The 13,552-nt window shown below is 57.2% G+C and carries 9 protein-coding genes; 4 read left to right on the forward strand and 5 right to left on the reverse strand.

Features of this window, described 5'->3' with window-relative positions; all coding sequences use genetic code 11:
- Positions 1 to 35 precede the first annotated feature (35 nt).
- Together FBY02_RS18315 and FBY02_RS18320 are read right to left on the reverse strand one after the other, a co-directional pair.
- On the reverse strand, positions 36 to 1,529 hold the full coding sequence (locus tag FBY02_RS18315) for an Ig-like domain-containing protein (RefSeq protein WP_144929648.1): 1,494 nt from the start codon (positions 1,527 to 1,529) through the stop codon (positions 36 to 38).
- Positions 1,530 to 1,907: 378 nt separating this feature from the next.
- Positions 1,908 to 2,150 carry a hypothetical protein gene (locus FBY02_RS18320; RefSeq protein WP_144929649.1) on the reverse strand — a complete coding sequence of 81 codons (243 nt, stop codon included), beginning with the start codon at positions 2,148 to 2,150 and terminating at the stop codon, positions 1,908 to 1,910.
- 195 nt (positions 2,151 to 2,345) lie between these two features.
- Here FBY02_RS18320 and FBY02_RS18325 point away from each other — a divergent pair, with 195 nt between their 5' ends.
- Positions 2,346 to 3,845: a hypothetical protein gene (locus FBY02_RS18325; protein WP_144929650.1), complete on the forward strand. Its 1,500-nt coding sequence runs from the start codon at positions 2,346 to 2,348 to the stop codon at positions 3,843 to 3,845.
- Between the two features lie 148 nt (positions 3,846 to 3,993).
- Positions 3,994 to 5,577: a hypothetical protein gene (locus tag FBY02_RS18330; protein ID WP_144929651.1), complete on the forward strand. Its 1,584-nt coding sequence runs from the start codon at positions 3,994 to 3,996 to the stop codon at positions 5,575 to 5,577.
- 67 nt (positions 5,578 to 5,644) lie between these two features.
- Here FBY02_RS18330 and FBY02_RS18335 read toward each other — a convergent pair whose 3' ends face one another.
- Complete coding sequence (locus FBY02_RS18335) at positions 5,645 to 6,607, reverse strand: zinc-binding dehydrogenase (RefSeq protein ID WP_144929652.1); 963 nt, start codon at positions 6,605 to 6,607, stop codon at positions 5,645 to 5,647.
- A 139-nt stretch (positions 6,608 to 6,746) separates the two neighbouring features.
- Between FBY02_RS18335 and FBY02_RS18340 the strand changes: the two genes are divergently transcribed.
- Positions 6,747 to 8,828 carry a carboxy terminal-processing peptidase gene (locus tag FBY02_RS18340; protein ID WP_178115371.1) on the forward strand — a complete coding sequence of 694 codons (2,082 nt, stop codon included), beginning with the start codon at positions 6,747 to 6,749 and terminating at the stop codon, positions 8,826 to 8,828.
- Positions 8,829 to 8,946: 118 nt separating this feature from the next.
- Entirely contained in the window at positions 8,947 to 10,734 is a 1,788-nt protein-coding gene (locus FBY02_RS18345; RefSeq protein ID WP_144929654.1) for a bifunctional diguanylate cyclase/phosphodiesterase, read from the forward strand.
- Positions 10,735 to 11,135: 401 nt separating this feature from the next.
- On the opposite strand, the gene FBY02_RS18355 is transcribed toward FBY02_RS18345, so the two are convergent.
- Positions 11,136 to 11,552: a hypothetical protein gene (locus tag FBY02_RS18355; RefSeq protein ID WP_256662531.1), complete on the reverse strand. Its 417-nt coding sequence runs from the start codon at positions 11,550 to 11,552 to the stop codon at positions 11,136 to 11,138.
- A partial coding sequence (locus FBY02_RS18360; protein WP_144929657.1) for an RHS repeat-associated core domain-containing protein occupies positions 11,552 to 13,552 on the reverse strand: 2,001 nt, incomplete at its 5' end. The genes FBY02_RS18355 and FBY02_RS18360, both read right to left, overlap by 1 nt.

The raw sequence follows: 13,552 nt of genomic DNA on the forward strand, positions 1-13,552 counted from the left end.
GGGGAGCACGGAGCAGCGGCTCTCATGGCATCTGCTCAATAAGGCACGGCATACAGCGCACCGGTCACGCTGCTTTCGCCAGGTAATGCACAGGCGAGCGCTTGGCTGTTTTCAGCATGATAGTAAGTGTAATAACCCGCCGGACAAACGCCGCCATGCTCACCGAGCCAATATCTACCACGCGGTAGCGGGAAAGGTCGGGCATACAGGTTCTCCAGCGTCTGGAACTGCCCGCTGCTGTTGATCAGGTATCCGCCGACGGTTCCCAGCCATTGATGGAAAGCCGCAAGACTAGTGAAGGTGCCGGGCACTACGACCCCCAGCAGCCAAGTGTTGCTGACCTGAGCCGTATACGTTGCCGACTGCACCGGCGTGCTCGAATCAGATACGGTGATCACCGCACTACCACGTCTGATTCCTGTCACCTGACCGTTGCCCGAGACCGTCGCCACTTGGGTATTACTGGATGTGTACCGATACGGTGGAGTGCCGCCCACTGCCCGGCGGATCGCGGTGTTGCCGGGTGCCTCAACTCCCGTCGCGGGCCAGGAAGCGAAGATTCTGAAGCCATCCAATGCCAACGGCGTTCGGTCTATGGACAGTGGTCCGCCGGGGAAAAATGCCTGGTCGGCGCTGCGATAGCCAAATCTCGCGTCGCCCGTCGTTGTCGTGGGTAGCGTCAAGATAATAATCGGCAGCCATCGGTCGGTTTCAGCGTAGAAATCACGCTGATATTGCTGGGCACCAGGCAAACCACCCGAAGTGTAGAAAAGCGCTTCGATCGGTAAGTCGCGGCCTGCATTCTGTTCCCAGGTGGCCAGGCGTAATTCGTTCTGGATCGGGCCAAGGACCGGATCGCTACTGCCCAATGTTCGCGCCTCAAGACTGGTGTGAAACGCACGCGCCGCAGCCGTACCCAGTGACGCACGCACATTGAAACCGCATTGGTGAGGTGGCCGTTGCGTCGACTCAACGGATTGAAAATGCGCCAGCCACTGGGTTGCGGTGGTGATCCCCTGGGATTGGCATTCCCGGCTTATGTCCGGATACGTGTAGTACTGTCCACAACCTTTATCGTCCCTATCGAATGTCCAAGCGTCCACGGGAAATGAACACAGGACCTCTGGCTGAACCGCTGTCTGTCCGGAATCCTGGTAAGGGCGAAAGATGAAGCCATTGTTATAGCCATAGACCAGCTTGGTGAATTTCGAATCCTCCCGCAGATACGAGAAGGACACACCGCCGCTTGCCACTGAAAAATGGCTGGGGTTCCAGAAATAATAGGACGTGGAGGGCTTTGTTCCCCTGAACACAACCCCCGAACACAAGTACGCTGGCAAGTTGGAACCGCAATCGAATACTTTTTTATGATAGCGAGCGGTCAGATTGATCGCTGTCACCCTGCCTATTTCATCAGCATCATTCGCGTGCAGCTGTTGTAGATGCTGGGAAGTCGCGCTGCATCCCAGCAACAGCGCAATACCGAAGGCTATGGGCAGTATTTTCTTTACTGTTATTGAGAGCAACATGGCTCGACTCCACTCAGGCGATACTGGGGTCGATTAGATGCGCGAACGCCGGGCCTGCCTACTGTCAGGAACGACAGTTCGGACAGTTGTCTGGTCAATGAAAACGCTTGCGTGCCGCTGTGGTGCGAAACCTTGTGGGAACCGAGCTTGCTCACGATAGTGTCGGCCCCCTCGGCATCGATATTGACTGTGCTGCCGCCATCGCGAGCAGGCTCGCTCCCACAGTTGTTCGAGGCATTCACGAAAGCAGCGTCCAAACGCCGATTCCTTGTGGGAGCGAGCCTGCTCGCGATGGCGGTGGGTCAGTCAACCGGGATGCCAAGGGGGCCGATCCTATCGCAAGCAAGAATCGGTGGAATTGGACATCAACGTCCCTCGCTACTTGAACCGGGTAAAGGCCTTGGCAAGTTCCAGAAGGGTCTTTTCGTCCTGCTTGTCCATATCACCGTCGCCATCGGTGTCGGTCTTGACGTTGACCGTATCGTAGGCGCCGTTCTTTTTTGAAGCCGAGAGAAAGGTCGCGAACTGCAAGGTCTTGCCTTTATAGAATTCCAAGAGAATTTCAGGTGAGCTGTCGCCGACAATATCTTCTTTGGACAGGCGGAGTTCTTTTTTGGCCATCACAACACCTCTTCTGCTAGTGAAACTACCCGCGAGAGATCCATTGCTCTCGAATGCTGGTATTTAGAAGGGCTGGCTCTGCAACGTCTACTGTCAGACCTGACAGGGTGTATATCCATCTACTGTCAGGAATGACAGTAGACGCAGCGCCGCATCCGCCACCTAATATTCAGGTGCGTGGAGGAATACAAAAAAATGAAAAAACTGTTCTTTGCAATTATCGGTAGTTTATTGTCGATGGGTTGTTCGGTCCTGGCACTCGCACAACCTCTCGAAGGGCACGCGATGGCAACCGAACTACGCCGTCGATATGCAGACACCCGAGCAGACTGCGGCACGGTCAACAGGCCGGCTTTCCTGTGCTCGGGGATTATATTGCGCGGCACCAATCATGCGGAGGGAAAACCCTATGATGTCTGGGACCCCAGCGACACGGCGGTGCGTGTAGGAGGCACTTCATTTTCTTATTTACGTTCGGACTTCAATATAAAGCGCCTCGCCTATACCTATGACAAGGGCTATATTTTTTTCCCTAAACTGGAGGCGCCAGCGGATAAAATCTCGATTGAGATCCTGTGCTTTTTCCCTCTCGACGGCGCATCGGATCTGCGTTCCAACAAAGGCTGTGGTGCCCATAAGGACTATCCCGACGTCAGTGTCCCCTGTGGCTTGCAAGGCATCAATACCGCCGAACAGTGGGCTGCCCATTTCGTACAATACCCCTACGGACAGCAACGTTGTGGCTTTGACGTTAGTAAGTCGTCTGCCGTACCAACGGCACCGGTTTTTTATCAGAGTTTATTGACCGCCCCCTTGGTACTCTCCATCGCCTACGACGTACCCAACGACATGAAACTGGAGACCTGGACTCCTGGTATTCCTGGAAAATTGCCGATTGAAGCGTTCATGTATACCCGTGACACGGGTATTGCTTCCGTGCAACACGACCAGAAACGCTTCCATGAGTTGACCGGCATTGTTTTACCCATTATTCGCATCACCCTGGCCAGCACTTACCAAGGGCAAGCGACATTTGAGTACCGCGAGGACGATCAAGCCATTCTTCCTGAGCCACAAGCCAAGCCCGAGCCCAAAGTACTCAAAACGTATGACGCGGCGGGCAATCACTTGAGAATGAGCGACATCTATACCGACGATCACGTCGATGTGGAAATTCCCCAATACCCAGGCATGGATGGCACCGATACCATCAGGGCCCGCTGGCAAGGTCGGGTCAGATACAACAGCAACATTATCGAGGTGGGCAATCCCCCTGGAAAAAGACGGATCCCGATTCCACGCCTGGAGGTCGTCGACAATATCGGCCGATCGGTTGAGGTCAGCTACTCAGTCAAGGAAAAAGGCGTCGGTGAAACGATAGAGTCCGAGAAACTGACCCTGCATATCGACCCTCAGGCGATTCATCCATTACCCGCGCCCAGTTACTCGGCCTCCAAAGTCACCGTGAACTACGGCGGCCAGACCGGCTATTCCGTCAGGGTTCGCTGGGCTGGGGTGACGACCCGGGACACGGAAACACAGGATGTGAAGACCGGCGAAGCCAACGTGTTCGATATTCCCAGTGCCTGGATAACCGAAAACACTGGAAGACCGGTCCTTATCAACTACTCCATCGTTCGTAAAAACAGTGGCGAACAGCGGATGTTCTCTGGGGTGTTAAGGATGACTCCGTAGTCAACGCGGCGCGCATCCAGGTATCCGACAGATGGTGCGCCTTCTTACTTTGACCTGTTATTTCTGACAGTAGACGCAATGCTGTGTCCGCAGGTTAATACACTCCACGTCTGATCAACTCGACACTTCTTCCACGACGGGAGCCCTCATGGACAAGCGCCTTGAACGGTGGACTTATATCAACGCTAGCATAAAGATATTAACGGCCCTCACGCTCGCCGTATTACTTGGTTGCGCAACTCAATCAGCCTCACCACCCGCCGTCCTTCAGACGTCTAACATTTATGAGCACTCCGGTGAGGAAACCGCCAGAAACCTGACCACGGCTTATCACAATACCGCCACCGACTGCGGAACCCCCACTACACCGGCCTTTCTTTGCTCAGGCGTAACGCTACGCATCACTAAAACCAGTAATAATTATGATCCCTGGGATCATAGCGACTTCTCAAGAACGACCGACGCGGTCTCTTTTTCCTATTTAAGAGCCGATACGAAATTTGTCCGCGCGCCCTGGAATGGGGCCAACGGTTTTATCTTCTACCCTTATTTCAGCGCCCCAGCGGAAAAAATCAGACCAGAAGTCATTTGTTACTTTCCACTCGACGGCGCTACTTTTTATCGAGACGCGGCGGGACAGTACGGATGCAGGGACAGCATTGTTCCTCCATACGTGTTCCCTACCAGTAAACCTTGTCGAGAACAAAATGTGACCACCGCGGAGCAGTGGGTGGCTCACTATCAATCGGTTCCTCAATCCAGGAATCCAACGGTGCACTCTTGTGCCTTTATGGTGGAAAGTAACCTGGGCTCTGAAGCAGTAAACGCCTTCAATCAAGCCATCCGGGTACGCTCCTTGATTCCCACCGTAGCCTTCGGAGACCACAACGAACTTCGAATCAAAGCCTGGCCTGAGAATCAGCCAGGGGTATTGCCGATTCAAGCCTTCTTCTATCTCGGCGCCGGGCTGGCAAATGCCCGAATCGACCAACAGAAATATTACGACCGCACCGGAGGCATGGTGGTCCCAATCATTCGCCTGACTTTACCCAGCACCCCCTCGGAGGACGCCACGTTTGTCTATGATGTCGCGGACCAGGCTGTGCTTCCCTCCCACAAGCTTAAACCCAGCGTTCCCAAAACATATAACGCAGCGGGCGACCATCTGAAAATGAGCGACATCTACACCGACGCGCATGTGGATGTTGAAGTACCTCACTACACCGGTATGCATGCAACCGATACCATCAGGGTGCGCTGGCAAGGCCGGGTCAACTACAACAGCGGGATAGTAGAGGTGGGCGACCCGCCCGGGAAAAGATTGATCCCGATCCCTCGTCTGGAAGTCGTCGACAATATCGGTCGATCTATCCAGGTCGGCTACTCAGTCAAGGAGAAAGGTGTTGGTGAGACGATAGAGTCGGCAAGATTGACGCTGCATATCGACCCGCAAGCGGTGGATCCATTACCGGCACCGAGTTATTCCAACTCGAAGGTTAGCGTGAACTACGGCGGTGAGACAGGCTACACCGTCAGGGTTCGTTGGGCCGGTGTCACAACCCACGATACTGAAAGCCAGGATGTGACGTCCGGTCAAGCCAACGTTTTTGACATCCCCAGTGCCTGGATATCCGAAAACAGCGGAAAAACCGTTCTGATCAACTACTCGATTGTCCGTAAAAACAGCAACGAGCAACGAATGTTCTCCCAGGTCCTGAGGGTTAACCTATAGGTCAACCCTTTAGCAGTGTTTTCCACATTCAGGCAGCACGTGCAAGCCTGGGCGCGACGCCCCAGAATCAGCTCAGGCTCTCATCAATCACTAACACCAACTTCCCTGACACCTTGTTACTCGCCAGCTCAGCAAACGCCGCTTCGGCATCCTTGATCGCAAACGTTCTGGCCAACTGCGGATTCAGGCGTTGATCGGCAAACAACGGCCACACGTGTTGCCTCAACTCGCTGATCAAGTCGGCCTTGAATTGCTCATCGCGGCTGCGCAGGGTCGAGCCGAGCAGTTGGATTCGCTTGCCCAGCACCTGGGCTAGATCGAGTTCAGCCATGCGCCCGCCCATCAGCCCGATCAACACCCAACGCCCGTCAACTGACAAAAGTTTCACATTGAGTTTGGCATAGCTGGCGCCCACCGGATCGAGGATTACGTCAAAGGGCGCGAAGTCGTTCAAGCGCTCTATGTCATCAGCCCGCACCACACCACCCTGGGCTCCCAACGCCTGGCAATAAGCCAGCCGATCCGCCGAACCGACACTGACCCAGCATGGGTTGCCGAACGCCTTGCACAGTTGGATCGCAGCGGAACCGACGCCACTGGCTCCGGCGTGCAGCAGCACCTTCTCCCCCGGCTTGAGGCCTGCCAGCTTGAACAGATTCAGCCACGCAGTGCTGTAGACCTCAGGCAGCGCGGCCGCTTCAGCCAACGACAGGCCCTCGGGCACCGGCAGTACGTGCCCGGCATCGACCACCACTTCCTCGGCCATGCCGCCGCCGGCGAGCAAGGCACACACGCGGTCGCCCACCTGCCAGGCCGAGCCCGGCCCAACCTCGCTGATGACCCCGGAACACTCCAACCCTAGAACGTGGCTGGCCCCGGGAGGCGGCGGATAAAGTCCGGCTTTCTGCAATAAATCGGCCCGATTCAGGCCGGCAGCCGCCACACGAATGCGAACTTGCCCTACATCGCACGTAGGACTTGGCTCATCAGCCCATACCACTTGGCCTTCAACGCCTTGCAATGCTTTCACGGTGCCTCCATAGTGAGTCTCGACTGGGCCCGCTGCTGTAACGCCGGGCTTTCTTGCATTTTGCGCCCGGGCCACATGGAACCGGCGACTTCAAAGACGGCCTAATATGCGTTATCAATTGTCCCTGCGTCGAATCAGTATGAAGCACCTGTTCCCCAGCACCGCCCTCGCGCTTGTCATTGGCCTCGGTCTGTTGCCAATGTCGAGCGATACGTTCGCAGCCAACAGCTGGGACAAGCTTCAACCCGATCGCGACGAGGTGATTGCCAGCCTTAATGTCGTGGAGTTGCTCAAACGTCATCATTACAGCAAGCCACCGCTCGATGACGCGCGCTCGATCATCATCTATGACAGCTACCTGAAGCTGCTTGATCCGTCGCGCAGCTATTTCATGGCCAGCGACATTGCAGAATTCGACAAGTGGAAAACCCAGTTCGATGATTTCCTCAAGAGCGGCGACCTGAACGCCGGGTTTGTCATCTACAAGCGTTACCTGGACCGCGTGAAGGCGCGCCTGGATTACGCCATTGCCGAGCTGAACAAAGGCGTCGACAAGATCGATTTCAGCACCAAGGAAACCCTGCTGGTCGACCGCAAGGACGCCCCTTGGCTCAAAAGCACAGCCGAACTCGATGATCTGTGGCGCAAGCGCGTCAAGGACGAAGTGCTGCGCATGAAGATCGCCGGCAAGGACCCCAAGCAGATCCAGGAAACCCTGACCAAGCGCTACAAGAACCAATTGGCTCGCCTGGAGCAGACTCGCGCCGAAGACATCTTCCAGGCGTACATCAACACCTTCGCCATGTCCTACGACCCGCACACCAATTATCTGTCGCCGGATAACGCGGAAAACTTCGACATCAACATGAGCCTGTCCCTGGAAGGCATCGGCGCGGTCCTGCAAAGCGATAACGACCAGGTGAAAATCGTGCGCCTGGTACCGGCGGGCCCGGCCGACAAGACCAAGCAGGTCGGCCCGGCGGACAAGATCATCGGTGTCGCCCAGGGCAACAAGGAAATGGTCGACGTGGTCGGCTGGCGCCTGGACGAAGTGGTCAAGCTGATCCGTGGTCCAAAAGGCTCGGTGGTGCGCCTGGAAGTCATTCCGGCCAGCAATGCGCCGAACGACCAGACCAGCAAGATCGTGGCCATCACCCGTGAAGCGGTGAAACTGGAAGAACAGGCCGCGAAGAAGTCGATCCTCAACCTGAAACAGGACGGCAAGGACTACAAGCTCGGCGTGATCGAGATCCCGGCCTTCTACCTGGACTTCAAGGCGTTCCGCGCCGGGGATCCGGATTACAAGAGCACCACCCGCGACGTCAAGAAGCTGCTGACCGAGCTGCAGAAGGACAAGGTCGACGGCGTCGTCATCGACTTGCGCAACAACGGTGGCGGCTCCTTGCAGGAAGCCACCGAGCTGACCAGCCTGTTCATCGACAAGGGCCCTACCGTGCTGGTACGCAACGCCGATGGCCGGGTCGATGTACTCGAAGACGAAAACCCGGGCGCGTTCTACAAAGGGCCGATGGCCTTGCTGGTCAATCGCCTGTCGGCGTCGGCCTCGGAGATTTTTGCCGGTGCCATGCAGGACTACCACCGGGCGTTGATCATCGGCGGCCAGACCTTCGGCAAGGGCACCGTGCAGACCATCCAGCCGCTGAACCACGGCGAACTGAAACTGACCCTGGCCAAGTTCTACCGGGTGTCCGGCCAGAGCACCCAGCACCAGGGCGTGCTGCCTGACATCGATTATCCGTCGATCATCGACACCAAGGAAATCGGCGAAAGCGCCCTGCCCGAAGCCATGCCGTGGGACACCATCCGGCCGGCGATCAAACCGGCGGTGGACCCGTTCAAACCGTTCCTGGCCCAGCTCAAGTCCGATCACGACGCCCGCACTTCCCAGGATGCCGAGTTCGTGTTCATTCGCGACAAGCTGGCCCTGGCGCAGAAATTGATGCTGGAAAAAACCGTCAGCCTCAACGAAGCCGACCGTCGCGCCCAGCATGCAGACATCGAGGCCAAGCAACTGGCGATGGAAAACCTGCGTCGCAAGGCCAAGGGCGAAGAGCCGCTCAAAGAGCTGAAGAAAGAAGACGAAGACCTGATTACCGAGCCGGAAAAGACCAAGCCGGAAGACGATGCGTACCTGAGCGAGACCGGGCGAATTCTGCTGGATTACCTGAAACTCAATACAGCCGTCGCCAAGCAGGGATGATGGCCATTTAATGGTAAATCTCGTCGGAATGTCATCAAACTGACATCAGTCTGTCGTGAAATACAGGACTGGGCGCCCCATACGGCGCCCGGTCCTTTTTTTATCGCCAGAGATCGCCATGACCACGACCGAACAGCTGAGTGCGTTGAGTTCAATCCTGACTCAAAGCGGTTTGCACAGTCTGTTCCAACCGATCGTGTGCCTGTCCGAACGGCGCATCCTGGGTTACGAAGCCTTGACCCGCGGGCCATCCAACAGCCCCTTGCACTCGCCCATCGCCTTGCTCTCCGTGGCCCGCCAGGCCGGACGCCTCAGTGAACTGGAACTGGCCTGCCGACGCAGCGCCTGCCAACGTTTCAACGAGCAGCAACTGCCGGGCAAGCTGTTCCTCAATGTCTCGCCCGAGTCGCTGCTGGAGTCGGCGCACCAGACCGGACGCACTTTGCAACTGCTGCAGGACTTCGGCATCCCACCCAGCCAGGTGGTGATCGAACTGACCGAACAGACCCCCATCGATGATTTCCAGCTCCTGCAGAATGCGCTGCACCATTACCGGGCCATGGGTTTCTCCATCGCCCTGGACGACCTTGGCGCCGGTTATTCGAGCCTGCGGCTGTGGTCCGAACTGCGTCCTGAATATGTGAAGATCGACCGGCACTTCATCGACGGCATTCACCAGGATGCCCTCAAGCGCGAATTCGTCGGCTCGATCCTGAAGATCGCCCGGACGTCACGTTCCCAAGTGATTGCCGAGGGTATAGAACTGCCGGAAGAGCTGGCGGTGCTGATGGAAATGGGCGTCGATCTGGTTCAGGGCTACCTGCTCGCCCGCCCCCAGGAACAGCCGTCACGGGATGCCAAGGCGCTGATGCCCCGGCAGGACAGCGGCGCGGTGCCGTTAAGCGATGAGATCAACGACCTCAGCGCCCTGCTCAACGAACAACCGGCCATGTCCCATGACACCCCCACGGCACGGGTCCTGGACGCCTTTCGGCGCCAGGCCAACCTCAACTCCCTGGCCGTGCTGGACAACCAGAACCGCCCCTGCGGCATCGTCCACCGCCATTCGCTCTCGGACGCCTTGCTCAAACCCTTCGCCACCGACCTGTTCGCCCGCAAACCCATCAGCCGCCTGATGAGCGATGATTTCCTGGCCGTGGAACTGAGCCAGTCGCTGCAGCAAGTCAGCCGCCTCATCACCAGCCGCGCCCGGCAACGCATCGAAGAAGACTTCATCATCACCCTCAACGGTCACTACCTGGGACTGGGCCGGGTGATCGACGTGCTCAAGCTCATCACCGAACTGAAGATCCAACAGGCCCGCTACGCCAACCCGCTGACCCTGCTGCCGGGCAACGTCCCGATCCAGCAATGCCTCACCCGCCTGCTGCAACAGCGACAGGAAGCGGTGATCTGCTACGTCGACATCGACAGCTTCAAACCCTTCAACGATATCTATGGCTACGGCCGGGGCGACGAAGTCCTGCTGTGCCTGGCCCAATGCCTGAACGAACGCATCGATCCCAGCCGCGACTTCGTCGGCCACATCGGTGGCGACGACTTCCTGCTGGTCCTCGGCCCGGAAGACTGGCGCAAGCGCCTGAATCAACTGCTCAGCGACTTCCAGACCCATTGCCGCCGGTTCTATCGGCCGGAGCATCTGGAGGCTGGGTGCTTCACGGCGTTGAACCGGCAGGGGGTTCGGCAGGAGTTCGCGTTGTTATCGTTGTCGATTGGGGTGGTGCATCTGAGGTCGGACGCGTGTGGAGGGCTGGATGCGAGCCAGTTGGCGGAACTGGCTTCGCAGGCTAAGCATCATGCGAAGGAGATTTTGGGGGGCAGTCTCTATTTGATTGATGGTTTGGCTGAGCGGGAGCCTGTCGTGGAGTCAAGTTTATCGGTGTAAGAGCGAGCGTCCTGAGGACAGACAGCCATGCTGCACACACGACTAGCGATACCCGTGGCGAGGGCCCTTGTTCCTCGCCACAAAAGCAATTCGTGGTGTGCTGATAGGCAGTAGAGAACCGCTGTGTGCGGCTTATATCCGCAGCAAATCGATGCAGCTGTGACAGCTTGCCGACATCGCCTGCCCTAAGAACTTCCGTGTCAGATTCAGCCAGGAAGGCGTTAAGGACTTGCTCAACGGTTTCGTGTTCGGCTGACCAGGTCTTGGTGGAAATGAGCGCCAAAAAATTATGTAACTCGTGAAAGCGGTCATTTTAATCCATCAGTCCAGTGGGTCTTTTTAGAGCAGAGTATTTGCTATGCAAGGATATCTGCACATCCATTTGGCAAGCTACTGCTGGTCTACCAAGTTGATGGGTCTTCTTGGGCCGCTGCCTTGAGATCATCTTTCCAAACTTCCTTTGCAAGCACAAACACATCTTGGAGAAACTCTCGAGAACTCTTTAAGTTATACCATTCGCCACGAGGCCAACTGCCAGCGCAATCATCATCTATTTCAAACAACGCCTGAAAATCATAGTTCGGATCCTTAAGCGCTTCCTCGAGATACGCTACCAGTACATATTTGTGCCTATACGACAGACACGCTAAATCAAGAGCATATTTAGTAATCAGTTCGAAGCGGTCATGCTTATCATTGGGATCGTACGTCCCCAACGCTACACCTCTTGTTTCCTCTCGATCGTAGACATCGAACTGACCGATAAACCACATAAGATCAGGCACAAACTGCTCATTTAAAAAAGGATCTTTCAACATTATTTTCTCTCCGCAGGAAATCCGGTATACGGCACGCCCTGTTTATCGAACTTTACTTCAAACCAATTTAGGTTTTCGTTCAACTTGGGATTCTGTTTATCCTTCTTATTCGGCTTGTACCCACGCCCTGCTCCGGGCAACTCGAGTCTTACTATTCTATCTTTTTTGTGATCCAGACCTGTAAACGGATCCAATCCAAGCCCTCCTCTGGTCATAGCCTTATTTAGTGCATTTAAATGAACGCGCCAATTGCTGAACTGGGAGCTTAAACTCCCACTCGCGCCTTTTGGAATTTCGCCCGTATGCGGATTTGCACCGTTAATTGCCCTCTGTTTGAGCGCAGTATCTGATATTTCTGACCCATGCTTTTCAACGGTATGCATGCCGTATTCATTTTCCATTCGAATGACACGTCGCTTGGCATTCGCCTCCGCTAACTCATCAATCCGAGCCCGCCGCTGCTCCGCCGTCATCGGCAGCTGCGGCTCCCCCTCATCCACCCCAACCTTGGCAGCCGGATCCTGCTCCCCAACCGCCGGTTTGCAGGTACCCGCGCCCGGGCAATCCACCAACCCCAACGGATCCACCCACCCCGTCGGGTTCAGGGTGTACCGGTACCCATTGAGCCCACCCGCCAGTTTGCTCGGGTCAGGCGTCAGGTAGCGGCCCGTTTCCGGATTGTAGTAGCGGTGCCGGTTGTAGTGCAGGCCGCTTTCCAAGTCATGGTATTGGCCCTGGAAGCGCAGCGGTTGTTCCAGTTGTTCGCCGCCGCCGTGCTCGATCGCACGGACCTTGCCGTAGCCGTGGTAGCGCGCCAACCAGACAATCTGGCCGCCGTAGTTGGTCAGTTCCTGGGGTGTGCCCAGGTGGTCGAGGTGGTAGTAGAACGGGCACGCGTTGAGGCCTTTGCCGTCGAGCAGTGCCAGCGGCCGGAAGGTGCCGGGTTCGTAGAGGTAGCTGCGGTGGTGCTGGCGGCTGCTTTCGGCGACGAGTTGGTCGCCTTGCCAGAAGAATTCGGTGGTCACGCCGTCCACGGTCTTGCTGATGCGTCGGCCGAAGGCGTCGTAGCGGTAGGACGTTTCGCGGCCGTCCGCCGTGGTGACGCCGATCAGGCGATGTTGGCTGTCGTAGCGGTATTCGGTGACGAGGACCTGGGCCTTGCCGCGGCGTTCGCGGATCAGGTTGCCGAAGGCGTCGTAGTCGTAGTGGCGGTCGCCCTCCATCAGCAGGCGGTTGCCCTTGAGGGTGGTCGGGCCGGGGCGGTCCTGCATCAGCAGGTTGCCGGCCGGGTGGTGGGCGAAATGTTCCGCTGGATCGGTGTGGGCATATTCGATCCGGGTCAGGCGGTCGAGCGGGTCGTACTGGTACTCGCGTCGCCCTCGACGGCTGTCGGAAAGCGCGGCGAGGTTGCCCTTGGGGCTGTAGGCATAATCGCGCCAGAACAAGGTCTGCTGGTTTTGCAGCACGGTGTGGGCCTTGAGCCGGCCCTGTTCGTCGTGTTCGTACTGGCTGAGCAGCAGCCCCTGTCGGCGCTGGTGTTCGCGGCCGCCGCGCAGTTGGTGTTCGGTGAGGCGGGTGCCGTTCAGGTCGATGGCGGTCAGTGCGCCGCCCGGGGCGTGGTGGTAGTCGACCTTGCTGTTGTCCGGCAGGCGCAGGTGATTGAGTCGCCCGCAGGCGTCGTAGCCATAGCGCAGGGTGCCCCAGCCCTGGTGCTCGGTGATCAGCCGGTCCTGGGTGTCGTATTCGAAGGCCAGCGGATGGTCGCTACCGTCATCGACATCAACCAGCCGACCCAGCCCGTCGTAGCGGTACTGGATCGTCTGGCCGTCGGGCAGGGTCTTGATCAGCAGGCGTCCGGCTGTGTCGCGCTGGTAGGCGGTGACAAGCTGACTGCCGTCGGCACCGAACTCGGTTTTCTCCAGCAAATGCCCATTGAGGTCGTAGGCATAGGCGGTGCGTTGGCCGTCGAAGCCGATTTGCTGTCGGATCAGGCCGCTGGG

It is taken from the genome of Pseudomonas sp. SJZ078, assembly GCF_007828255.1.
In the GTDB taxonomy this organism is placed as follows: Bacteria; Pseudomonadota; Gammaproteobacteria; order Pseudomonadales; family Pseudomonadaceae; genus Aquipseudomonas.